Below are 23770 nucleotides of genomic sequence, written 5' to 3'. Positions count from 1 at the left end.
GTGAGCACACCGCCCGTCCTGTTCAGGTCGATGGTCAGCTCCTGCTTCGAGTGCCTGCTTGACCATGGGCCCCGGCCAGCCGCCGAAAATTCTCCCCCTTCAACGATGTCTTGAAGTAGCCCCACCTGCCGAACTGCCAGTTCGAGACGGAAAGTGAGGCCAATTCATGCCGCTTCGAACCATTTCGGGACAATCATGAACTCCATTGACCAGAAGGGTGTTCTGGCGCCTCCACCCCTCCTTCCGTCAGATGCGCACGGCCAATAGGTGATCATCTGTTGCGACGATCACAACGCCGCCCCTGGCGATCGCTAGGCTGCGGATCACAGAGTGGACGTCGACCTGTCCGGCTTGCTCATCATCTTCTCGCCACCAACGCAGAACACCGTCACTGCCGCCCGACACAATGAGCGTGCCATCATCGGATGCCGCCGTGGCGGAGATGCCTGCACGCATCAAGAACGGAATGTCGGCAACAGTCGAGCTGCCTAGTGAACGACTAATGGTATTGAAGCTTGCATTTACTTGAACTGGATTGGAATCCAGTTCATGAATTTGTAGCAGAGTGCCAGACTCTGAGGCGTCGAAGTCAGGAATTACAAATGCAGGTTTTCCCCGATGGCAGCAACCTGCAAACGTGGGTGCAATTGAATCATCATCGCCACCTTCAGAATGCAATACGCTGAATCCGTAGAGGCCACCAGAAGTGTCGACATAATGGCCGAATGAATTAGCCACCACGACCACGTACGCGCCTTGCTCATCCCATGTCGCATGCAGCTCGGGATAATATAGAGAGAGTGGTGCCTCCGCGTCGCGCTCCTCGGGGTCAGGAGGCCATCTTGTGACGTTCCTCGCGGCTGCTTCGTCGGCGACATACAGAGGCTCTACGGGAAATTGTCGCCACTGAGAGGAGCGGAAATCTAGCGTCGTGATGGCATGGCCACCGTCGATCATTTCAACTAGAAGCACGACGGCCGGATCGGCGAGCCGGAGAGATACTGCGCTACGCACGTATCGCACGTCCGCCAAAGGGCCTTCATATGCACCGTCACTGAGTATGTCTGCCCACTGGACAACCGGGCTGGATCCATCCTGTGGGTTAATGATCCGCACAAACGTTGTGCCGGGGAAGGCGAAACAGGTTGAGGCATTTCCCTCTGGGGCAGAGAAGGTGACAATTCGTTCGCCGGAGGCTACCTCGAACACCTCGATCTTGCCAGTGTCCGATGCTGCGGCGACATGTCGGCCGTCCTCTGACGCAAGCAGCTTGGTTATCTGAGTCAGGCTCCCTATTCTTGCGGCTGCCGGGTTCCCACCTGCATCCAAATGCCAACATCTGATCGTGCCTCGGGTACGGTCTGCTGCTATCAGTACGGGACCGGTCGCAGCGTCGGTGAAGAGCACTGCTCCCACGGGTTCGCCGAACGGGCGCAGCACTACACCATGATGGTCATTCATCGAGGTGAGCATCACCTCTCCCGCTTCGCTCCCGGAGGCCAACGTCCCGGATGGAGAGTGCAGCGTCAATGCGTTTACTCCCCCGTAGACTTGGACCGTGTGAAACGGCTCGACCTCCTCGCCCTCATCAGCGCCCTCTTCTGCGGTCTGTTCATCCTGTTGCTTCTGATTTTCCAACAGGTGCTCGTAGGAATTGTGATTCTCGGTGCCGTGCCAGATCGACTGCGACACGTGTCCTTGATAATTGACCCGCTTCAGCATGCATCGTCTATTGGCGGGGGCGTGTAATGTCAGTGGGGATTCCCCAGGTGTGTCGCCGGATAGCGATACGCAAATCTCGCCGGAAGCGTTACCTACCACGTATACGAGACCGTCGGGGGTGTGGGCGATGTCCGCGGCTCCGACCCAGCCATGTTGCGGTGCCCAGTCGGGTTGTTCCGTGGTCCCGTTCACGGCAGGCATTTCTATTCTCCAGGTCTGGACACGCCCGTGCGCACTGCCAGAGATGACCTCTGCGGCAGGCCCACTGGATGACCCCAGTGCCAGGATCGGCCCGACGTTCTCCTCCTGGTTCAACCGAGCGTTGTCACCGGATTGAATGTCCCATATCAGAAGTGAACCGTCACTGAATCCGACCACGGCAACCACAGCATCGTCAGCCGTGCACACGGTGGCTTTTGTGATGCACGTATCCTCGTAGGCGCCGAATTCGATACGCTCTGCTAAGCCAGGGCCGTGCAGTATCAGCCCCCGGAACGGGCTCGCGACCACCAGGTACCAGGCATCACCAACACGGCAGGCAGACACTGAGCTGATGCCGAAATCGTCGATCTTGATGTCCGGGAGTAGAAGTTCGTTGAGCTCAATGTCCCAGATCCGCAAGTCGCCGGCCGCTCCGCCCGTGGCTAAAGCCCGTCGGCCATCGACGCTGAGTACGACCATCGCATCAACGCCACCTGGCTGTCGGCCGAGGACCTGATGCGGATATGAGCGGATTGCATGCGCCCATACCGGTTGCCACGGTCGCACTACGGTGACGGCCGCGAAGGCTGCGGCGACATCCCGGTCCTCTGTACTGCGCGCGGACAGTTCCAGCCTAGCGGCTCGTTCCCCAGGAAGTTGGCCGACCAGCGGGGCAACGTTCCTCAGATAGGTGGGAAGAAGTAGATATCGGCTGGCACTGAGTTCCGTCCAGCCGTAGGTCTGCAGCACAGCACGTTCGATGGCTCGCGGATCTACGTTGATCAAGAAGTCGGGGTCTGTTACCAGATCATCGAGGAGGTTTGCCTGGCTGGCGTGGTAGGGCAGGAATTCGCGCGTGTAGTCGTCCGCTTCATTCCAGTTCCGGGCGCCGGTCTCTGCAAGGTACTGGGCTACCGAGCGATGCCAGTCACTGCTGATGACCTTGCGGCGCGTAAGGAATTCACGGAATGAGTCGTGGTAGTAGCGCACTTCGCCTGATTCACGGATGTACAGGTACTGCGCGCAATCTTCAAGAACTTCCTGAATCATCGTGCTGGGCAGTGCAGTGACCGCCGCGATTTGATCGGAGTCAAAGCCAGCACCCTGGGCGATCGCGATCGTTCCAAGCACAGGTACGTAGCAACGACGCCAGCGGGTGCGGTCTGCCTGCAGATGTCTGGAAACCCACTCCTCATACAGCGCATCGAGACTGCTGGGGAAGCGCGCCGCGGTGGGGTCTTCGTCCAGGCCGCCCGGCTCATGCAGCCTGTCGTCCAGGACATGCTTGGCGACCAGGAAGTTGCCGGCGCTGACCTCGACGACCCGCTCAATCCACGCCTGCCGACGGGGGACTTCGGCGTCGGACAGCCGAAGATCCACGTAACGGGTCAGGTCCGCGGCCGTATTTTCATCGTTGCGTGCCAGGCTGATCCGAGGCTGCGGCAGCCCTCTCGTGGCCCATGGATCGGCGCGGCTGGTGACGACGAAGCGCAGGTTCGTACGGCGCGTCAGGCGCTGGAGGACCGCCGAGATGTTGTCCTCGTCGTGGTAGGCGAATGCGGCACTGAGGTCGTCGACAATGACAACGAGGGGAGGGGCTGCCGGCATCGCCGCCGGGTCCGCGGCAATCTTCACTAAAGGGAAGAGCACCAGGCGGTTCAAGGCGCGGCGGGTGCCCAGCGCGCTAAGGTTGTCGATTCGCAGTCCGACCGCCTGGGCGCCCGGCTGCATTTGGTCGATCTGGAAACTCGTCTCGTTGCGTATGGACACGCCGATATCGGCGATCGAAGCATCCACGGCCGTGGCAAAATCGGGCAAAATGTCTGTCAGTGCCTGGGATAGCGCCTTGACGAACTCCAGGGGGTCAAGGGTCTGTTCATCGTTTGCGTCACAGTAGTGCGCAAGGCACAACCGCGGCGCTGCGGTGCCACCATCGACGTCGGCCAGCATCGCTAGGCGCTCGGCCAACTGCTTCGCGAAGACTGTTTTACCGGTGCCAGGCGGCCCCGTTACCAGGCATACGTCAGATGCCGTCTCCGTCAGCCATGCATCGACCTCCTCCAACATGCCCCGGCGTTCGACCAGTTCATCAGTGGACAGCACGGGCACACGGAATGCTCCGCTGACGGCCGATGTCTGCGCCTCACCTTGTCCTGCCACGGTGGAACTCCCGCGTCAGTTGAGGTCGTCTACGTGGAGCCCTACCGCCTCGCCGCCCGACCCGATGTCACCGACCGTCAGATTGGCCTTCACGTCTGCGTTGCCCACACGCTTTGCGCGTACCGCCGCCACATATCCATCGACCGCCGCTGCGGCCACGTGGACGTCGACGACTGCTCCCGACTGCTCTCGGGGCTCGCCGCGGAAGGTGATCCGCCGTCCGTAGACGGTCTCCAGCAGCCGCCGGAGGGCATCAACCGCCTCCACGAGGCGTTCATCGGAAGGGTCGGCTTGCACGAAACCCTCTGCCTGATCGGCTAGTTCCCGACGAAGGTCCCGGATAGCGTCCGCCTGCGCCTCAGCTCGGCCATAGTCAATCCGCACGGTCCCGAGCGCCGAGTCGAGCGCGCCAGCCCCGTCGATTTCGACTGACTCGTGCCGTACATCACTGCGGTCACGCATCCGCCGGAGCAGATCGGCAGCCTGGTCATAGAGGAAGCGGATGCCCTCGGTCAGAGCGACAGCTCCGATCGCGGCGACGGTCACAGGATCAGCCACCGGTCCCCCGAAGTGTGGTTCTGTAATCGGATATGTCGCCATGATGGCAGCCGATCGCTCTTCCGTCAGGTGACCTCACATATCAAGAGGGGACTCCAGGGCGGCAGGCGACGAAGCGGACGTGGGAGTCGCGCGGCGAGCAGGCGCGGCATCTGCCGGCTCACCCGGCGGGCGGCAAGAGGGGAGGCAGAGACGCGCCGGCAAGCTCGGCCAACTGGTCCAAAGAGGCAGGAGTTCGATGAGTCGGGTGGCGGGACGGCCATCCCAGCAAGCAACGGCGGCCCCACGTGTTGGGTCAGCAGCCTGCGCCGCATGATCCGGTCCGAGAACAAGTGACCTTCAGTGCTTCAAGGCGTCGGGGTGTCACCAACGTTGGACGGGTCGTAGGCGGCTTGGGTCCGCCCGGTACGGCGCTGATCGCCGGCGCGACGATCCTGGTGAACCGAGAGGGGAATCTAGCTGCAAGCGACCTGCGTTCTGAGCAGTCCTGTGCTGTGTGAGACCGAACCTGATCCAGAGCGGGCCGAACGATGCGACCTGCGCGTGTAGCCCGGGGGGACCGTCCTTGTTCCGAGCCCGACCTCGCGGCGGAAGCCCGGACCCCGCTAATGGCCGCGGGATCGTGTACCAGTGAGCGCCGCCTTGACGGAATCGGTGACGTTTACGGAATGCACCTGATGGAATGAACTGCACCAAAGGAGAGGGGACGGATCTGATCCCCTGGAGGGGGAGGCGGCGGGGATGCTTTCAGAGGCGATGGTCGCGCTGGCCGCAGCGGGTGGCACAGCGGTGGTGCAGGCTGCGGGCACGGATGCATGGGCTGGGTTCCGGCAGCAGGTGGCAAGGTGGTTTGGTCGCGGGAACGCGCAGCGTGAGAGCGCCGAGTTGCTTCGGCTAGAACAGACCGCGACCGCGCTGGAAGCCGCAGAGGCAGAGCAGGTAGAGCGTGTACGGCTCCGGCAGGAAGCGTCCTGGGAAGCCTGGTTTATCGCTCTACTGGAGAGCCTGGACGAAGAACAGCGCGAGCGGGCAGCGACCGAACTGCGCACCCTGCTTGCGCACCAGGACCCGCAAGGTGGCGTATCGGCCAGAGAGGGCGGAGTGGCCGCGGGCCGCGACGTAAATGTCAAGGCGGAGCAAGGCTCGATCGCCGCTGCTGTAGTCCATGGGGGTGCGAACATCGGCACCCCTACTCAGCCGGATCCGTCCCAGGGCTGAACGGACCGGCTACCCTCAGCCCACCCCTCGCCACCACGCCTACCGGTAGAGATACAGCGGGCAGCGTGATTGCCCAATTCGGAAGCATCGCCATTGGTGGCGCCGCCTTTTATGGGGCTTCACGGAGCCCGGTGACCTGGCCGCACCAGGTCGGGGTACTACCCCGGCAAGCCGACCACTTTCAGGACCGCCGGGCCGCTGCCAAGTTGGAGCGGGCAGTGGCCGGTGCGGGGATGGCGGCGCAGTGCCAGGTACTGGTCGGCATGGGCGGGGTGGGCAAGACTCAACTCGCCGCCCACTACGCCCGAACCGCCTGGGAAGACAGCAACCTGGACGTCCTGATCTGGATCACCGCGAGCGCCCGCTCGCTCGTGGTGACCGGATACGCCCAGGCTGGTATCGACCTGTGTCAGGGCGACCCCGACGCCCCCGATCAAGCCGCACAGGCGTTTCTGGCCTGGCTGACCCCGAAGGCCGGGCAGACACCGTGCCGGTGGCTGATCGTCCTGGACGACGTCGCCGACCCTGACGACCTCCGCGGCCTGTGGCCACCCCCCACTCCCTACGGTCGGACCCTAATCACCACCCGCCGCCGCGACGCTGCACTGACCGGGGACGGTCGCCGCCGGATCGACGTCGGCCTGTTCACCAAGTCCGAAGCCGTCACCTACCTCACCCGGTATCTGGAGGCACACGGTCGAACCGAGTCCGCCGATCAGGTCACCGCTCTGGCCTTCGAACTCGGCCGTCTGCCGCTGGCCCTTTCCCAGGCTGCCGCCTACCTCATCGACTCTGGCGAGGACGTGACTGCGTACCGCGAACTACTCGCCGACCGCACCATCGCACTCGCCGACGCTGTCCCCGACAGGCTGCCAGACGACCAGACCATCCCCCTTGCCGCCGCCTGGTCTCTCTCTATCGACCGCGCCGACAACCTCCGCCCTGTCGGTCTGGCCCGCCGGATGCTCTACCTGACCGCTCTGCTTGACCCGAACGGTATCCCCCAGGCAGCCCTGACCAGCGATCCCGTCCTCGCCTACCTAGCGCACACAAGAGAAGTAACGGAGCGAGACGCTCTCGCGTCCTTGCGGGCCCTTCACCGTCTCAGCCTGATCGACCACAACCCGAACACCTCATACCAAGCGGTACGCGTCCACCAGCTCATCCAGCGGGCCACCCGTGACGCTCTCACGCCTGCCCAGCGCGATCAGCTGGTCCGCACCGCTGCTGACGCTGTGCTCGCAGCATGGCCCGCTCCCGGAGAGGGTGCTGCCGCAGCCGCTAGCCTGCGCGCCAATTCCGACGCATTAGCTCAGCACGGTGAAGAAGCCCTCTACCGGACGACCATGCATCGGGTCCTGCTTCAAACCGGCCAGAGCTTGGGCGAGACAGGGCAGGTCAACGCAGCGGTCGAGTACTTCACTCATCTGACCGAAACCGCCCACCGCCGCCTGGGCAGTGACCACCCCGACAGTCTCGTCGCCCGCCGCCACCAAGCAGTGTGGCGGGCCGAAGCTGGCGACATGGCGAGTGCGGTCGCCGAGCTTGAGCGGCTTGTGGAGAGCATGCTGCGGTCACTGGGCCCAGACCACCCAGAAACCCTCACCGCCCGAAACAACCTCGCCCACTGGCGGGGAGCGGCAGGGGACCCGGCTGGTGCGGTCGCCGAGCTTGAGCGGCTTGTGGAGAGCATGGTGCCGTCACTGGGCCCAGACCACCCAGAAACCCTCACCGCCCGAAACAACCTCGCGTGGCAGCGGGCGCATGCTGAAGATGAAGCTCGCGCGGTCACCGAGTTTGAGCAACTGCAGATTGATCAAGAGCGGGTGCTGGGCCGGGACCACCAGGACACCCTCCTGTCCGCGGGCAACCTTGCCTGGTGTCGCAGAGAAGCCGGCGATGCGGCTGGCGCGCTGGCCGAGCTTGAGCCTCTAGTGGAGCGTACGCTACAGGCACTTGGACCGGATCATCGGATAACTCTCGCCACAACACACACCCAGGCCATAACCCTAGCGGCTGTGGGTGACGCCGCCGGTGCTGTCCGTGCGCTGAAGCGCGTTCTGGAACGGATGCAAGGCGCGTTGGACCCAAACCATCCAGACATCTTCTACGCCCGATCCAACCTGGCCTCATTCAAAGCGCAAGCAGGAGATCTTGCGGGAGCCGTTGACGAGTTCGAGCCGTTGATAGAACAAGCGATGAGGACCTTCCGCCCAAGCGACATCATCACCCAATACACGCAGGCTGCCGCGGCCGACGCCGCGGTGATCCTTACGGGACTTCTGGACCGCATGTTGCGTGTGTTGGATCCCGACCACCACGACACCCTCCTCACCCGGCACAACCTCGCCCACTGGCGGGGGGAGGCGGGCGATGCGGCTGGCGCCGCAGCAGCATTCGACGAGCTACTGGGCGGCATGTTGCGTGTATTGGGTCCCGACCACCCTGACACCCTCGCCACCCGGCACAACCTCGCCCACTGGCGGGGGGAGGCGGGCGATGCGGCTGGCGCCGCAGCGGCGCTCGCCGAGCTGCTCAACCATCGCGAGCGCGCACTGGGGCCGCACCACCCCGACACCCTCGCCACCCGGGACGACCTCGCCCTCTGGCAGGGGAGGGCCGGGGACCCGGCCGTTCGGCTATCGACCCATTGATGAACAAGATCGAAGTGCGGGTTCTCGGCTGGATCGGCGTCAGATCGTGCTCGCATGCCCTGGCTTCCGAAGGCGAGCGCCTCGTGCTGGAGATAAGGCCCGTCACGGACTTGCCCGGCGGACTGGTCGACGAGGACGAGAAGCCGGTGGACGCCGCTCGCCGCGAACTGGCCTGGTGTGGCTGGACGTGGCGATCGGCCGATACGCGGAAGGCGCTGTGATTCTCTCCGAGTTGGAGACGTCGTACGACGGCTCGGACGGCGAAGCGGCGTGGATGCGGGCCGCCGACCTATACGCCGCACTTGCCCAATCACCATCTGACCATGACACCAAGGGCGAATGGAGTTCCTGAGCCCCCACTTCCTTTTCGCGGGTCTGCTCGGGTGACTCCTGCGCGGTCAAGTCGCAGTGCTCGTGGACTTCGGCCGTGCGGTGTTCACCTGGCCCATGGCTCGGTCGATCGTGATCTCGATGACCACGCGCTCCGGGTCCGGAGCTGGCGTCCGTCCGTACCGGTCCGCGTAGCGAGCCACGGCGTTGGCGACCGCAGCCGCGTCGGTGAGTACTTCGGCTGTGCCTGCCAGGGTGGCCCATCGGCCTCCATCGACCTGGCCCACGGCTACGCGGGCTTCGCCCGGGCGGGACGCCTGAATGTTGGCGACGTTCTTGCTTGATTTGCGCGTGAGAACGCGGGCGACTCCCGCATCGATGTCGAGCGTCACGCCGACTGGCACTACATGCGGGCTTCCGTCGGAGCGAAACGTGGTCGACGTGCACAAGTGTGACGACCCGCTCGGGCCGGGTTCGGGGCCGTCCCGGCCCGCGTCCCGGCACCCGGATGCGGGCCATCACCGCCTCGAACTGGGGGCAGTCGTTGACGTTGCCGGCGGTGAGGGTGAAGGCCAGCGGCCGGCCCCGGCCGTCGCAGGCTAGGTGGATCTTCGTGGTCAGCCCGCCGCGGGATCGGCCGATCGCTTCGCCCGCCCAGCTCCCCCTTTTCGCGCCCCGGCCGCGTGCTGGTGGGCACGCACGGTGGTCGAGTCGATGCACACGACGGTCCAGTCGACCTGCCCGACGGCATCGGAATGATGCTGCACGTGAGCGAGCAGCCGGTCCCAGGTGCCGTCCGCCGACCAGCGGCGAAAGCGTTCGTAGACCGTCTTCCACGGTCCGTAGCGGTCGGGCAGGTCCCGCCAGGCCGCCCCGGTGGACAGCTTCACAGAATGCCGTTGACCACCTGACGGCGATCCCGCACCGGACGGCCCATCCGCGGCGGAGCCAGCAACGGCTCGATCACCGCCCACGACTCATCAGTCAGCTCATGACGACGCACCACGAACAGACCAACGCACCAACCACTTTGCGGACACGACCTAGCACCCGCCTCTGACAATTCGGGCTGCCGACGAGCTTCTTTCGGTCGTCCCGCCGTTCACCACATCTGAGGGTGCCCGGACGTCGCAGGGGACCGAGCGGGCCCCACCCCCTCTCACATCGACATGTGAGCTTCCAAGGAATTGGCCGGAAAACGTGGCTGGTGCCCTCTTCCGGACACACCGATGAGCACGATTCTCGGCAGGCACGCACAGGCATGCCGGTTCAGCGAGGGGGGAACGGCCATCACACCGATGAGGGGCAGCGGATCAGGGGTGGGGTTCGGGGACGCGATCGTCGCCCTGACACGCCGGCGGATCGAGATCTTCGACGGAGCGGGAGGAGACTGGCGCTTCGCCGAGAGCCTGAAGTCCGTCAGCGAGGACACGGCCCAGGAGTACGAGGGCCGCACGATCCTGGAGCTGATCCAGAACGGACACGATGCCCTGGCCGCGGGGGGCACCGGCAGGATCGCCGTGCTGGCCACGCGCCAGCAGGACGGCGGCGGTGTCCTGTACGTCGCCAACGAAGGCACCGGATTCACCGTGGAGAACTTCAAGGCCATCACCGAACTGGCCCTCTCCAGCAAGGGACCCGGTGAGGGCATCGGCAACAAGGGGCTCGGCTTCCGCAGCGTGCTGCAGTTGACCGACTGGCCGGAGATCTACTCCAAGGCGTCGCCCGCCTCCGACTCGTTCGACGGCTACTGCTTCCGTTTCGCCCGACCGGACGACATCCACGCCGTCGTCAACGACCCGGCCCTCGCCGCCCGGGTGATCAAGGACGTCTCCCCGCTGGCACTGCCGGTGCCCGCCGAGGCCGCTGACCCCGTGCTCAAGGAACTCGCCACGGACGGCTACGCGACCGTCGTACGACTGCCGCTGCGCAACGACCACGCCTGGAGCCTCGTCGTGGCGCAGGCCGAGAACGTGGTGGACGACGAGGCGCCCCTACTGCTCTTCCTCGACCGCGTACGGGAACTGGTCGTGGAGATCCGTGACGGGGCCGAGGACGGCACACGACATGTGCTGTCACGTGCCCAACGCCCCTGCGACCTGGTCGCGTCCCAGACCGCGGACTGGATCAGCGAGGTCGACCTCGGTGACGCCGGGCGGTATCTGCTGGCACGGCGGACCCTGGACGCCGAGGCGCTGCGCGTGGCGATCGAGCGCAGCGTCGACGTCCACGGGATCGACGCGAAATGGCTGGACTGGCAGGGCGAGGCGTGGGTAGGTGTCGCGCTCCGACTGGACCGGCCGCTGTCGCGGAACGGCCGGATGTACACCTTCATCCCGATGTCGGAGGCGTCCTCCGCGCCGTTCCCGGGCCACGCCCACGCGCCGTTCTTCACCAAGCTCGCCCGGCTCGACATCAGCGAGGCGGTGGCCCTCAACGATCTGCTGCTCGACCAACTGGCGGTTCTCTGCGTGGAATCGGCCAGACGCCTGCGTACCGAGACCCCGCACGCCCGTGCCGGGGACCTCGTCCTCGACCTCATGTGCTGGGACACCCCGGCCCGCCTCGGCAAGGCGGTGGACGGGCGGCTCGCCGTCGAGCCGTTCCTCCCTCTGGAGGGCGGGGAGTCCTGGGGCACCCTGCGGGACACCTACGCCTGGCCGGACGGCCGACGCCCCTGGCGCGTCCTCACCGCCGGGGCGCTCGCCCGGGCCGGAGCCCAACTGCTGGCCGCCTCCGCAGGCCAGGTCCGGCACGCCCGTGCCGACCGGCTGGCCAAGGCGGTCGTCTCCCGGGCGCTGCGTCCCCCGCTGGTCAGGACCGCCGACTGGGCCGAGGCGGTGGCCGAGGAGATCCGGGCAGAAGGTAGCGAGTCGCCGAGCCCGCGCTGGGCGGACTTTTACAACGACCTGGCCCAGGCCTTCACCGGCCAGCACACCGCGCTGCGGGGCCGGCGGATCGTCCTCGACCAGGACGGTGGCCTGCGGCCTGCGCTGGGCGGTACGGCGGAGCAGGGAAAGAAGGGCCAGAAGGAAGGCACCGTCTTCTTCCACCCCGGAGACGAGCACGACGACGCCGGCACCCGCGTCCCCGGCGACCTCAAGGCGCTGCGCCGCCGTATCGCCTTCACCCACCCCGACATCACCTGGGAGAGCCCCGGACGGGACTTCCTTCTGCGGGGCGGGCTGGTCCGCTCCTACCAGCTGGACCAGGTCCTCGACGCGCTGCACGACCTGCTCGGGGCACGGCCCTCGGAGGCCCTCAGCCGCGACGCCCTCACCTTCGCCCTGCGGCAGTTCCCGGCGCTCACGCCGGGGCAGCGCGACCGGCTGTCGCGGATCGCCTTCCGGGTGCCGCTCGCAGACGGCGGCTGGGCGAGGGCCGCACGCTGCTCCTACTCACCGGGCTGGGGCACCGAAGGCGCGCAGCGGCTGGAGAGGTTCCTCAAAGCGGGCGGTTCCCGGATCCCCGAGCTAGCGGACCAGCGGCGGCACTGGATCAGCGGCCCCGACGACTGGCCCGCGCCGGTCCGGGACCGGGAGGCGTACCTCGAATTCCTCACGGCCGTCGGCGTGGTCGACGGACTGCGGCTGTCCGTTGTCGGGGACCGCCTGGGAGCCCAGCAGGGGAACGATCTGGCACCCCGTGGCCTGGCCCAGCGGTTCGGCCTCGGCGACGACCTGGGGCCTATGTGGACGGCGGACGTACGGTCCCGGTGGACCAAGTTCGCCCACCCGTGGACGCCCTACGCGTTCCAGCGGCCACTGGCCCATCTCCCGGGAGCGACCGAGGTGGCGGACCTCGGCCCCACCACACGGCGGGAGTTCGCCGAACTGCTCATCCTGGGGTTCCGCACCTGGGACGACGAGGTCTTCGACGTCACCGTGTACCGGCCCGAGCACCCGCACAAGAGGGACGAGCACTCCTGGCCCACACCGTTCGCGTCCTTCCTCCGCCGCACGCCCTGGCTTCCGGTGGAGGACGCCGAGTCGGACGGCCCGGCCTTCGTCACCCCCGGCGAGGCGTGGTTCAGCACCGACGGGGAACTACCCGGCTTCATCCCCTCGTTGCCGCTGCCGACCCGGCGGCTTCTCACCGACAAGGCCGCGACCGCAAGGCTCCGCCAGTGCGGGCTGCGGAGCTGGGAGGACCCTCGGCACGCCGGAGCGGCCGTCAAGCACCTCGGCGAGATCCTCCACCGGGGAGACGTGCCGACGCACCTCAGCGTCTCCTTCAAGAAGCACTACGGGCGGGCGTGGTCGCACCTCGCGCAGAACACCCGCTGGCCGTGGCTCACCGGCGAGGAGGTACGGCTCGTGGTCAGTCGCGGCAACGTCCTCGGCACCTTCGTACCGACGGCCGAGGACGTGCCCGTGCACGTCTGCGACGAGCAGGCGCCTCTGAAGGAGGCACTCGTCGAACTGGCGGGCCATCCCGTCCTGGTCGCCGGACCGGAGAGCGGGGACGCCATCGTGGAGATGGCCGACGCGCACGGCATCCGCACCCTGCGCACGTCGGCGACCGATGTGCAGATCCGCAACCGCGACGGCGAACCGATCACCCCTACCGGACACGCCGACACGCTCATCGACGGCAGGGAATGGCTCGTCACGGTGGTGGCTTTGGCCGTTGAACTGAAGTCCGGGTCGTTCCTGCGCCGCAGCGAGCGCGGTGTGCGGGCCCTGCTGGAGCGGCTGCGCACCGTGCGCGTCGTCCGGGCCGACGCTGTGGAGGTCGTCATCTCGGGCGTGCTCACCGAACCACCACCCACCACCCGCGCGCTGCCGCTGCCGGACGCCAACCATCCCACGGTCGTCGTCTGGCGCAGCGAGGAGGGCTGGGACGAACTGCAGGCGTGCACGTCCGCGCTCGCCCAACTGCTGGGCAGGCCGGGGCTGCAGGACGCGCTGGAGCTGGTCCTGGTCAAGCTGGAACGGCAGCTCGACACCCATGATCCTGAAAGGATCGACGACCGCACCCTGGCGATGGCACTGGACACGACCGAGGCCAAGGTCGCCGAGATCAGACGCAATCTCACGGGAGACGTGCACGACACGGTACGACTGCTGCGCCCGGCCCTGTGCTGTCTCCTCGGCCACGCATGGGACGAGGAAGCGGCGCGGGCGCTCGACCGCGCGGCAGGCGAGGACGAACTCGTCCAGATCGTCCGCCGGTACACCGTCTCGCTGCCCGTGCCGGCCGCCGAACTCATTGCCCTCGCCCGCTCCTGCACCACACCGGCCGAACTCCGCGACGAACTGGTCCTGGACTTCCAGCAGTTCAACGAGACGCTCACCACCCTCGGCCCCGGCTACGCCCCCTACTCCCACCCCGATCTCCACGAGCAGGCCTTCGGCGACTTCGTACGCGGCCACGCCGGCACCCTGGTGGACCGGCTGCGGGAACGGTACGTGGCGGCGGCCCGCGACGGCGCGGACCTCTCCGCGTACGCCGGGGCCCGTCGACTCCACGACCTGCTGCCGGACCCCGACTGGCTGCCCCGGTTCGTTATCCCGCCCGAGGACGAGATGCGGGTCAGGGCGCAGGCCTGGCTGCGCTCGCACGGCGCCGACGACGATCTCGGCCGAACCACCGATCTCCCGCCCGTCGACCGGCTCCGCGAACTCAACACCGCCGCACTGGACCCCCTGGTTCCGGCGCTGGCCCGGCTCGTGTCCGCCTGGTGCCGCCGGCACGGAGCACCCGTACCAACCGGCTGGCAGGGCGCGCCCCTGCTGGAGGCGCGGACCTTCCTCGACGGCTCCGGCCTGAGCGACCTCATCGAGCTGAGCGAGGGACAACTGCTCGACGTGGTGCGGCGCGGTGTGGGCTGGCCGACCGGCATGCCGCTCACCGCCGACGCGGGGCTCCTCGGCCTCACCCCCGCCGACCTGACGCCCCGGACCGGACCGGCGCAGGGCACCGCCGGATCACGCGGGGCGGGCCCGGCCACGATCATGATCGGCGAGAAGGAGGTCGCCGTGGGACGCGACCACTTCTCCGCCATCGCGGACCTAGCCTCCAGGACCGTCGACGAGGCCTTCCTCGCCCAGTCCGGCAAGGTACGCCTGGACACGGTCGCGCCGGTGCCCCAGCCCGGGCGGGGCGGGAGTTCCGGCACGTCGCGGGTGGTCGTGGCCCGTCTGCACCAGGTAAGTGAGGACCAGCGGTCGGCCATCGGTCTGGTCGGGGAGGTCGTGGCACGGGCCTGGCTCCAGCGCCATTACCCCGAGGTGCGCTGGCGGTCAGGGTACGCCGCGGTCATCAACGGCGACCGGGAGGCATCGGACAGCCTGGGGTACGACTTCGAGGTCGCCTGGCGTGACACCACCCGGTTGTACGAGGTGAAGGCGCTGAGCGAACCCGTCGGCAATCGAGTGGAGTTCGAGCTCGGGCCGTCCGAGGTGGATGCCGCGCGCACCCACGCGCGTGGCGGTCGGTACCGGATCCTGCTGATCACCGCCGCCCTGGACCCGGAGCACCGTCAGGTGTTCGAGCTGCCCAACCCGTTCTCGGCGGCCGGTCGCGAGCGGTTCCGGATCGTGGGCAAGGGGCTGCGCTATCAGTGCTCGCCGCTGCGGAACAGACGACGGCCGTGAGCTGAAGCGCACGATGTCCCGAGTGCCGGGGAGCGGCCGGTCCCGCGGCGGGTTGACCTCCAAGATTCACCTGGCCGCCGACCGGCGCTGTCGGCCGATGGCGATCGTCCTGACCGCCGGGCAGGCCGCCGATAGCCCTCAGCTAATCCCGGCACTGAACAACGTGCGGGTCCGTCTGCCGGTCGGCCGTCCCCGCACCCGGCCCATCGCCGTGGCGGCGCGACAAGGCCTACTCCTCCCACGCCAAAAGCGCCCACCTGCGCAAACGCCGCATCAAGGCGGTCATCCCGGAGAAGAAGGACCAGTCTGCCAACCGCAACAAGGCGACTGCTATCTGCGCGGGTTGATGCTGGATGTGCGACGCAAGCCGATCCAGGCGATGGCTGCTTGGCTCCCGGATGGCAACGAGCAGAACCTGCAGCAGGAAGTCGAGGTCGAAACGCGACAGGTCCTGGGTGGCGCGCACATCGAGGACGGTCCGGCCGTGCAGCCGTCCGGTGCGGAAGGAGTAGCCGTCCCGGACGTCCTAGTGAGCCCGGTACGGAGGATCACTCCGGAAACCTACGGCACCGCTGGGCCCCTCGACGCGGGCCCACTTTATTCGGTTGCCGCTCCCCGTGTCCGCCCTCACCATGGGCGAGACACCGGGAGCTGCCCGGTGCTCCACGAGAGGAGGCACGACCGTGACTACGACTGTCCTCGGCCTGCCCGCAGACCGACTCCCTCTCGCCTCATGGAGCACCTCCAGCGATGTCTCGCGACGATCTCTCGCAGCACCCTCAGCACCCAGCATTTCCTGACGACTTCGTCACCGCCCCCTACCGCTACGTCCCGCCGCCGGACGACCTGGGCGACATCGGCGACCGCTTCGTCTTCGACTTCCGTTCCTACGACGACCTCGAGGACGGCCAGCGCTGGTCGACCTGGCTCAGCGTCGAACCCCTCTGCCGAGGCCCCGAGCCGCAACCGGACTGGGTGGTGACCTCGCAGGGCGCGATCGACACGGAGCTCGGCGTCCTCAAGACCGGCAAGGAGGCCGACGTCCACCTCGTCGAGCGCGCCGACCCGCTCGACCCCGCCGCCGGCGTGGTCATGGCGGCGAAGCGGTACCGCTCTCCCGAGCACCGGACCTTCCACCGCTCCGCGTCCTACACCGAGGGCCGCTCGATGAAGCGCTCACGTGACGAGCGGGCCATCAAGCGGAAGAGCACCTTCGGCCGGCAGGTCGCGGCCGGAGAGTGGGCGGTGTCCGAGTGGGGTGCGCTGGTGCGGCTCTGGAACCTCGGGCTGCCGGTTCCCTACCCGGTCCAGATCGACGGCACCGAGATCCTGATGGAGTGGATCACCGCCATCGACGAGGACGGCGCCGTCGCGACCGCGCCCCGGCTCGCCCAGACCCGACCGTCACCCGAACTGCTGGCGGCCTACTTCGAGCAACTCACCGATGCGCTCGCGACGATGGTGCAGAGCGGCCTTGTGCACGGCGACCTCTCGGCGTACAACATCCTGGCGGCGGGCGAGCGGCTGGTCATCATCGACCTGCCACAGATCGTCGACCTGGTCGGCAACCTCAACGGGATGACCTTCCTCCAGCGGGACTGCGCCAATATGTGCGGCTGGTTCCGCTCGCGGGGCCTCGATGTCGACGAGCACACGCTGTTCGCGGAGCTGATGGCGCACGCCTTCTGAACCGGGCGGGCTAGTGCTCTTGACCGAGTTCACCGGCTTGGTCAGGCTGCGGCAGCGGAGAGGGCGTCCACCCCAACGAATGCCCTTCTCGCTCACGCCACGTTGCGTTGCAGGGGTCACCATTTCGCGCCCCTCCAGTGGCCGCCCGTCGGGGGATAGGCGAACCCGCCCGGCCGGTGTTTGCGCCGGTCAGCGGGTGCCCCTCCGAAAGCTCAAGACGTTTCGGGAATTCGGGCAGGGAGAGAGCAGCAGCCACAAGGGTGTGGCGGTGCGTGAGGTGGTGATGCTGATTCGTTTGCCCGAAATATGTCGGGGCCCAGCCCTACAATCGGCCGGGGTTTCGAGTCCGGTCGAGGGGGCTGCACGAAGTGTCGCTGAGCGATGAGTCCGAAGAGATCGTCGTCCGTGTGGCGGAGGACCGAGCCGTCGTGATCGGTGCCCCCTCCGAGACGAAGCGTTCACGTTGGGGTCGCTGGGTTGCCGACCTCACCTCCGGCGAATGGGCGGCTCTCGTGCGGACACTGGACCCTGCGGTCCGGTCCTTCATTGAGTCTCAGCGTCTGACCGCCCGTCTGGTCGAACTCGACCAGACCTCTCGCGAGGTGATGAGGGTCGGCAAGGTGATCACCGAGGGAGGGGGCTGGATCCAGAGCGCTATCCGTAACGACCGAGGCCGAGTGACGCGTCTGATGCGTATCCGTCCCGCCACGGGTGTCGCCGCCATGTCGGGTGGGGCGGCCGTTCTGGGTGCCATCGCGGCTCAAGCTCAGACGGCCGAGATGGCCCGGGATATCAAGGCCATCCGGCAGGGGCTGGACGAGATCCACGAGCACTTGCGGACCGACCAGAGGGCTGCTGTCGAGAATGCCGTCGAGCAGGTGGAGGATCTGGTCGCGCGGCTGCGTGCTCACGGCGAGCGTGGCGTCGAGGCGAGCGATTTCTCGGTCACGAGGAACAGCCTGGGTGATGCGAGGCACAAGTGCCTGCGCCATCTTCAGGATGCGGTCACGAGGTTGGAGAACGCCGAGCAGAAGTCCCCACGTAAGGCGGAGAAGAGCCTGAGTAAGGAGGCGGTGGAAGAGGCGATCCTGTACCTCGACCTGATGGCGAAGTGCTACGCGGCTACGGTCCAGTTCGGACTCGCCGAGATCGCCTTCGAGTATCACAAGAAGAAGCCCGACGTCGCCAGGACCCTGGCCGAGCGCATCACTCAGTCCACCGCCGAGCTCCGTGCTGAGATCGAAGACGTCCATGGCCGGCTCGGCCAGCTTGACGAGGGCATCCGTGCCCAGTTCCGGCCCGCGTCGAAGAACGTGAGCTTGCCGTCTTCGGCGGTAGACACCGTGATCGCGGCAACTGCTTCTGCCACCGCGAAAGCGCTGGCAGGAAAGTCCGTGACCCTCGGCCGACTTCGTGGAACCTCGATCTCGCTCCCCGCGACTTCTATCGCCGTTGGTGCTGGCGCACTGCTCCTCGGCGACGCCGTGGCTCAGTCCCGTGCGGTGAAGAAGCTGGACGAACGCCTGGGACAGCTCGCGGAAGCCAGCGGCAGAAGCTCCCAAACCCTCCATCAGGCGGCACCGAGCCTTGAGGTGCTCCGAACCCTGACTGAAGAGCTTGCCGGACCCGACAAGTGAGTTCACTGGACTAGGCGGCTTCGGCCTGCTGCCAGAGGCGGAAGCACGGGCCTGTTCCGCGGCTGCGGAACTCCGCGGCCCGCCTAATGCGGTTCGTGAAGCGGCCTTGGAACTTCCGTACGTACTACAGGCAGTGCTAGCCCACTCAGGACACGAAGGCACTCGGCGGTCCGAGACCGGACTGCGATGTCCCAACGCCACCAGGGCTGCCCCAGTCCTGGGGCAGCCCTCGGAAGCTCGCGGCGCACGGATCGTCAGCGGGTCGCCAGACGGTTGGCGAGGTGCAGCGCGTCGGTGGCGATGGACAGCGCGGTGTGAAGCCCAATGACCTCGCGAAGCGTGGGGTGTACGACGGCCGTCCAGTCGCCGTGGAGGTTCGGCCAGCTGGCGAGCAGGACCTCCGCCGAGGCCAGACGGAGGTGAGCGGTCACATCCATTCCGTCTACGAAGCTTGGCTGGAGCCGGGATGGAGACGCTCGGGCTCCACGTCGGTTATCCATACCGTGTGGATCGGCTGGGTGGGATGAGGAGGCACGCAGCTCAGGAGTGCGCCGCGCACCGATGGTGGCATGGGGTGATGGACCAGATCACTGAGGAGCAGGTGTAGCGAGGAGTCGGAGGACTTGATCGGCGAAGCAGCGGGACGTGTACGCGGGTGGCACGTCATACCTCGGCCCAGTCCAACTGGTTGCGGATGGCGGGCGGCAGTACGCCCTCCTGGCCGTTTTCAGCGATGTAGACGGATTCACTCGATCCGGTGATTTCCACGATGCGGCCGATGCGGTGGGCGTAGGGCCAGTCGGGGTTGATGGCGAGGCACACGGGCAGGTCGGGGTCGACGGTCTGGAGCTGATGAACCAGTTGGCCAACGGTGATCTCGTAGGGCAAGACAGTCTCCTAAAGGTTGTCCCGTAACTGATGGGGCAGTTGGTGCGTTGACTGGGCATGGGTGGGGTGATCTCAGCGGATGATCCGAAGTGGATCGAGCCGTTCTCTGGGCTGACCGAGGCGCAATTCACCAGGCTGGTGGCTTTGGTACGGCGTCGCGGTGGTGACGTTCAGCGCGGCCGTCCCTGGCGGTTGCCGCTGGAGAACCGGGTGCTGCTGGTGGCGACGTACTGGCGCACGAACCTGACGTTGCGGCAGGTGGCGCCGTTGTTCGGGGTCTCCAAGTCCGCGGCCGACCGCATCCTCGACCACCTGGCGCCCTTGCTGGCCATCTCGCCAGCGCGCCGGCCGCGCAAGGACACCGTCTACATCGTCGACGGCACCCTCGTGCCCACACGCGACCGCAGCATCGCCGCGTCCAGCAAGAACTATCGGTACTCGACGAACCTTCAGGTCGTGATCGACGCCAACAGCCGTCTGGTGGTGGCGATCGGCCTGCCGCTGCCTGGCAGCCGCAACGACTGCCGGGCCTTCACGGAGTCCGGCGTCGACCGGGTCTGCCGCGGCGCACCGACCATCGCCGACGGGGGCTACCAGGGCACCGGCCTGCTCCTCCCGCATCGCAAGCGACGAGGTCAGACGCACCTCAGCCCACACCAGGAAGCGGAGAATGCCGTCCACCGCAGGGCGCGAGCCCGGGTGGAACACGCCCTGTCGCGGTTGAAGAACTGGAAGATCCTGCGGGACTGCCGGCTCAAGGGCCACGGCGTTCATCAGGCCATGCTCGGCATCGCCCGGCTCCACAACCTGGCCCTCACCGGATAACTCGCGCCTCATACGGGACAACCTTTAGGCGATGAGAGTGCGGAGCGGGTGTCACACGCAGGTGCAGCAGCGGGTGGGGAAGGTGATCAGTGCGGCGAGGAATCCGGCGTTGTGCAGTCCGTCGACGAGGGTCTTGGTGAAGGCGGCCACGATTTCGTGGGGCGTGTTTCGGTCGAACGTGGTGATCCAGTCGGGGACGCCGAGCGGGTCCTCGGCGTAGGAGATGGTCCACCCGCCGTGGAAGCTCTCCACGGCGTTGGCGACGCGTACGCGCTGGCACGGACTGGTGTAGTAGGTGTCGGTACCGAAGGCGATGGCCTTGGTCCGACCGGACGCGAGGTCGCGGGTGTTGAAGATACTGCGGCTGTCGCCAGGACCGGCGAGGTAGCCGGGGCTGACCAGGACATCCGAAATCGGGTCGAGGGCGAGAGGATCCGGGCTGGGCATGAGACGGCCTTCGGGCGGCGGGGCACGGGCGGCTGAGCGGCTCGTGTTGGGGCATGAGGGGTGGTCGCGTGGCGAAGTCTGGGTGCGGGCACTTGAGTCACCTGGTTCGGGACGGGTGGGAGAGTGCGGTGACGTGCGCCGGGACGCGCGGCGGAGGGGCGGAGACGTGCGAGAACAGCTCGGAAGAAGCCGCAGGACTGCGGCGTACGGCCGCGTTCGCCCGTACGGCCTGCTGAGATGTCGCACCGTCCGGGCGAGCCGCTGCTGGGTGTGCCTTGCGGGCGAACTCGGCGAGTTCGGCGTACACGGGCGGGAGCCCGCGGGCCGCGGACGTCAGGGTGTACTCGGAGCCGCGGCCGGAGAAGGGGCTTGTGCGGGTGATGAGCTGGTCGGTCTGGAGCTGCGTGATGCGGTAGTGGAAGGAGCCGGTGGCGAGCGCGGCTTCGTTTCGTAGCGCACCGTTGGGAAGGGGGCCGTACTGCGCGAGGGCATGGAGGACGGGGATGGCGCCTTTCCCACGCAGTCGGCCGAGTGCGTCTTCTACGCGTTCCGCCTCCGCGAGCGACGACGTGCCGTCAGTGAGGTGGGTACGGTGCCAGGCCGAGAGCGCACGGTGGACGGACTGCGTGTCGCGGCCGAGCGGTGTGAGGTCGCAGACCCCGAACTGAGGCCGGTCCAGGAGACCGCTCGTCTGCATGCGACGCACGATCTGGGCCATGGCATGGACACCTATCCACGGAAGCACGGAGTTGATGTCGGCAAGGCGCATGGGGCCGTGGTGCTGGATGGTCTGCAGGGTCCAGATGGTCCAACGAGGTGAGAGGCGGGCAACGGCTTGGTCGACGAGTTCGGTGCGACGGGTGGGTGAGGGGAGAGGCTGGGCACGGTGGGGTTCTCCGAAGGGTCGTTGAGCGCCGTCAGCGGGACCGGACACCGGTGACCGGTCCCCCGCTGCGGTGGCGAGGAGAGCGGGCCGTAGCGGCCTGGGCGCGCCGGTCGTGCGGGGACGCGGCGGTGGCCGCCCGCTCGCGCTCCAGCCGAAGGGCCGCGGTGCGGTAGGCGGCATGGTCCTGGCGCTCACCGACCGCGAGGAGGTAGATCTCCCGTTTGTGCTGGGAGGAGGCGGGAGCGTCCCGGTACTGGATGACCAGGCGCCAGCGGGTTTCCGGGTCGACGTAGACCTTGTGGCAGCCGGCGAGATCCCGCTGGAGGGCGGCGCCGCGTTCGTTGCCGTGGACCAGGTGCTGCAGTTCGAGCAGTGCCAGGTCGCGGATGTTCTCCGGGACGGCGCGCAGATCGGCCAGAGCCTCGGGATGGGCGGCGAAGGCGTACCGTGCCCGGCTCATCGCGTGCTCCTACGGGAGCGCGCCGGAGCAGGTTCCGCTGATCGCGGTGGGGACACGGGCGCGGGAGCCACGGCGAGGCCGTTGCCGCCGATCGTGGAGCGAGCGCGGGCGGCTGCCGCCCGGCGGTCGATGGCGCCCGGTGAGGCAGGTGCCAGGGGGAGCGGCGAGTTCCGCTCCACAACCCACGTGTCCGCTTCCTGGCGCTGGCGAAGACACCCTCCCGCACGGTGTAGGTGTGCATGTCTTTGGTCGTCTCTTCGAGGAAGAGCCGATACGGCGCATCCGCGGAGTCGGGGTGGCTGTCGTAGACGAGGGTGCGGACCTCGACGCCGACGTCGAAGGAGCACGGGTTGTCGGTGTAGTGGTCCAGGACCTCGTACCGGTTGCCGGGGTTGGTCCGGAGCAGGTACTCAAGGCGGGCCGTGACCGCGTCGGCCGGGCGGGGCCCGTGGTGGGGGGATCCCTCGGCGGCTTCCTGCGGGCAGCCCCGGCGGATCAGCCAGTGCTGCGCCAGCGGAACGACGGGGTGGCGCTCGGACGCGAAGTCGAATGTGCGCTGCTCGATGTCGCCGGTGATGTGCAGCGTGACGTACTCCGCCGTCCCGGGGATGTCCCAGATCGCGGACCGGTCGTACAGCAGTAGGTAGCTGTCCCGGCCGTCGGCGCTGTGGTGCTCGGAGAAGGGAACGAACAGGTCGTCCGAGAGCGTGACGGAGACAGAGTCGTCCTAGATCTGCGCGGTCGCGGCTTGGAAGCCGTCGAGCCGGTAGTCCGGCGCAGGGGGTTCGTACGCGGCGGTCATCTCAGACTCCGGCAGGCTCGGGCGAGGCCAGCAGTCGGTGGTCGGAGCGGGCCGCACTGGTGGTGCAGGCTCCGAACGGGCCGTCTGGGGTGCGCAGTTGCAGCAGGGCGGGGTCGAGGTGGTCGCGGTGCCAGGTGGAGGGACCGGTGAGGCCGGCCTGGGCGTCGGTGAGTTGCTGCCAGGCGAGCCAGAGGGCGTGCAGCCGGGCCACGGCCTCGGGGTGCTCCTGCCACTGCCGGCACCACGGGCGGCCGGTGGTGATCTCCCGTCCGTAGACCGGCAGGAGCAGGTTGTGCACCCAGTTGGTCAGCGCGGCCAGTTCTTCGGCGTACGCCTTGGCGCCGAGCGCCAGGATGAAGACGGAGGACGGGCCGTCGTTGGCATTGCCATCGGCCGGTGCGGAGGCCGATGCCGGGCTTTCAGGGTGCGCGGGATCGGCCGGTTCGCTGTCGTCCTCGGACGGCTGGTCGTCGGTGAGGCGGGCGAGCGTCTCGCCCTGCTTGCGGCTCTCGGCGACGAGCCGGGTGACCGTGGCGACGAGGTCGTCCAGGTCGTGGTCCGGTATGCGCACCGGTTCGCTCTCGTGGGCGGATTCGGACATGGCTACCCCTGGTGCAGGTTCTGGTGGGTGGGATGTCGAGGTTCCGGAGAAACGGGGGTTTGGCCCGGCCGGGAAACGGGTGTAGAAGGCGCA

18 protein-coding genes and 2 pseudogenes are annotated in these 23770 nt (G+C 67.3%); 9 read left to right on the top strand and 11 right to left on the bottom strand.

Features of this window, described 5'->3' with window-relative positions; genetic code table 11:
- Window positions 1–246: 246 nt before the first annotated feature.
- Both AB5J55_RS12190 and AB5J55_RS12185 read right to left on the bottom strand, forming a co-directional pair.
- Window positions 247–4083, bottom strand: a complete 3837-nt coding sequence (locus AB5J55_RS12190; protein ID WP_369270690.1) for a hypothetical protein — start codon at window positions 4081–4083, stop codon at window positions 247–249.
- A 15-nt stretch (window positions 4084–4098) separates the two neighbouring features.
- Window positions 4099–4683: a hypothetical protein gene (locus tag AB5J55_RS12185; RefSeq protein ID WP_369270689.1), complete on the bottom strand. Its 585-nt coding sequence runs from the start codon at window positions 4681–4683 to the stop codon at window positions 4099–4101.
- A 699-nt stretch (window positions 4684–5382) separates the two neighbouring features.
- Here AB5J55_RS12185 and AB5J55_RS12180 point away from each other — a divergent pair.
- From AB5J55_RS12180 to AB5J55_RS12170, 3 genes are all read left to right on the top strand, one after another.
- Window positions 5383–5859, top strand: coding sequence for a hypothetical protein (locus AB5J55_RS12180; RefSeq protein ID WP_369270688.1), 477 nt, complete (start codon window positions 5383–5385; stop codon window positions 5857–5859).
- Between the two features lie 65 nt (window positions 5860–5924).
- A complete protein-coding gene (fxsT, locus tag AB5J55_RS12175; RefSeq protein ID WP_369270687.1) occupies window positions 5925–8513 on the top strand; it encodes an FxSxx-COOH system tetratricopeptide repeat protein in 2589 nt (862 codons plus the stop codon).
- A complete protein-coding gene (locus AB5J55_RS12170) occupies window positions 8513–8734 on the top strand; it encodes an NUDIX domain-containing protein (RefSeq protein ID WP_369270686.1) in 222 nt (73 codons plus the stop codon). Before fxsT ends, AB5J55_RS12170 begins: the two co-directional genes overlap by 1 nt.
- Before the next feature lie 177 nt (window positions 8735–8911).
- Here the strand turns inward: AB5J55_RS12170 and AB5J55_RS12165 are convergent, their stop codons facing one another.
- Window positions 8912–9292: a pyridoxamine 5'-phosphate oxidase family protein gene (locus AB5J55_RS12165; protein ID WP_369270685.1), complete on the bottom strand. Its 381-nt coding sequence runs from the start codon at window positions 9290–9292 to the stop codon at window positions 8912–8914.
- A 4-nt stretch (window positions 9293–9296) separates the two neighbouring features.
- Window positions 9297–9849 (bottom strand): annotated as a pseudogene (locus tag AB5J55_RS12160) (IS5 family transposase); the annotation flags it as partial.
- 313 nt (window positions 9850–10162) lie between these two features.
- Between AB5J55_RS12160 and AB5J55_RS12155 the strand changes: the two are divergent.
- Together AB5J55_RS12155 and AB5J55_RS12150 are read left to right on the top strand one after the other, a co-directional pair.
- Window positions 10163–15442 (top strand): sacsin N-terminal ATP-binding-like domain-containing protein, encoded by a 5280-nt coding sequence (locus AB5J55_RS12155; protein ID WP_369270684.1) that lies wholly within the window; start codon window positions 10163–10165, stop codon window positions 15440–15442.
- A 34-nt stretch (window positions 15443–15476) separates the two neighbouring features.
- Window positions 15477–15575 (top strand): annotated as a pseudogene (locus AB5J55_RS12150) (IS5/IS1182 family transposase); the annotation flags it as partial.
- 96 nt (window positions 15576–15671) lie between these two features.
- Here the strand turns inward: AB5J55_RS12150 and AB5J55_RS12145 are convergent.
- Window positions 15672–15908, bottom strand: a complete 237-nt coding sequence (locus tag AB5J55_RS12145; RefSeq protein ID WP_369276489.1) for a hypothetical protein — start codon at window positions 15906–15908, stop codon at window positions 15672–15674.
- A gap of 284 nt (window positions 15909–16192) precedes the next feature.
- Between AB5J55_RS12145 and AB5J55_RS12140 the strand changes: the two genes are divergently transcribed.
- Window positions 16193–17131: a serine protein kinase RIO gene (locus tag AB5J55_RS12140; RefSeq protein WP_369270683.1), complete on the top strand. Its 939-nt coding sequence runs from the start codon at window positions 16193–16195 to the stop codon at window positions 17129–17131.
- 368 nt (window positions 17132–17499) lie between these two features.
- Complete coding sequence (locus AB5J55_RS12135) at window positions 17500–18768, top strand: hypothetical protein (protein ID WP_369270682.1); 1269 nt, start codon at window positions 17500–17502, stop codon at window positions 18766–18768.
- 254 nt (window positions 18769–19022) lie between these two features.
- On the opposite strand, the gene AB5J55_RS12130 is transcribed toward AB5J55_RS12135, so the two are convergent.
- The gene (locus AB5J55_RS12130) at window positions 19023–19199 is read right to left on the bottom strand and encodes a hypothetical protein (RefSeq protein ID WP_369270681.1); all 177 of its coding nucleotides are present in this window, start codon (window positions 19197–19199) and stop codon (window positions 19023–19025) included.
- A gap of 232 nt (window positions 19200–19431) precedes the next feature.
- Window positions 19432–19656 (bottom strand): hypothetical protein, encoded by a 225-nt coding sequence (locus AB5J55_RS12125; protein ID WP_369270680.1) that lies wholly within the window; start codon window positions 19654–19656, stop codon window positions 19432–19434.
- A gap of 57 nt (window positions 19657–19713) precedes the next feature.
- Between AB5J55_RS12125 and AB5J55_RS12120 the strand changes: the two genes are divergently transcribed.
- Window positions 19714–20481 carry a transposase gene (locus tag AB5J55_RS12120; protein ID WP_369270679.1) on the top strand — a complete coding sequence of 256 codons (768 nt, stop codon included), beginning with the start codon at window positions 19714–19716 and terminating at the stop codon, window positions 20479–20481.
- Between the two features lie 51 nt (window positions 20482–20532).
- Here the strand turns inward: AB5J55_RS12120 and AB5J55_RS12115 are convergent, their stop codons facing one another.
- The 3 genes from AB5J55_RS12115 to AB5J55_RS12105 form a co-directional block, all read right to left on the bottom strand.
- Window positions 20533–20928, bottom strand: a complete 396-nt coding sequence (locus AB5J55_RS12115) for a DUF317 domain-containing protein (protein ID WP_369270678.1) — start codon at window positions 20926–20928, stop codon at window positions 20533–20535.
- Between the two features lie 97 nt (window positions 20929–21025).
- Window positions 21026–21862: a winged helix-turn-helix transcriptional regulator gene (locus AB5J55_RS12110; protein ID WP_369270677.1), complete on the bottom strand. Its 837-nt coding sequence runs from the start codon at window positions 21860–21862 to the stop codon at window positions 21026–21028.
- Window positions 21846–22274, bottom strand: a complete 429-nt coding sequence (locus AB5J55_RS12105; RefSeq protein WP_369270676.1) for a type II toxin-antitoxin system RelE/ParE family toxin — start codon at window positions 22272–22274, stop codon at window positions 21846–21848. The genes AB5J55_RS12110 and AB5J55_RS12105 overlap by 17 nt, the downstream gene beginning before the upstream one ends.
- A 295-nt stretch (window positions 22275–22569) precedes the next feature.
- Between AB5J55_RS12105 and AB5J55_RS12100 the strand changes: the two genes are divergently transcribed.
- The gene (locus tag AB5J55_RS12100; RefSeq protein ID WP_369270675.1) at window positions 22570–22917 is read left to right on the top strand and encodes a hypothetical protein; all 348 of its coding nucleotides are present in this window, start codon (window positions 22570–22572) and stop codon (window positions 22915–22917) included.
- 160 nt (window positions 22918–23077) lie between these two features.
- Here the strand turns inward: AB5J55_RS12100 and AB5J55_RS12095 are convergent, their stop codons facing one another.
- Window positions 23078–23677: a DUF4913 domain-containing protein gene (locus AB5J55_RS12095; protein WP_369270674.1), complete on the bottom strand. Its 600-nt coding sequence runs from the start codon at window positions 23675–23677 to the stop codon at window positions 23078–23080.
- Window positions 23678–23770 lie beyond the last annotated feature (93 nt).

Source organism: Streptomyces sp. R11, from assembly GCF_041051905.1.
Lineage (GTDB): Bacteria > Actinomycetota > Actinomycetes > Streptomycetales > Streptomycetaceae > Streptomyces.
Note: the sequence above shows the minus strand (reverse complement) of the source record. Positions and strands in the feature narration are given on the sequence as shown.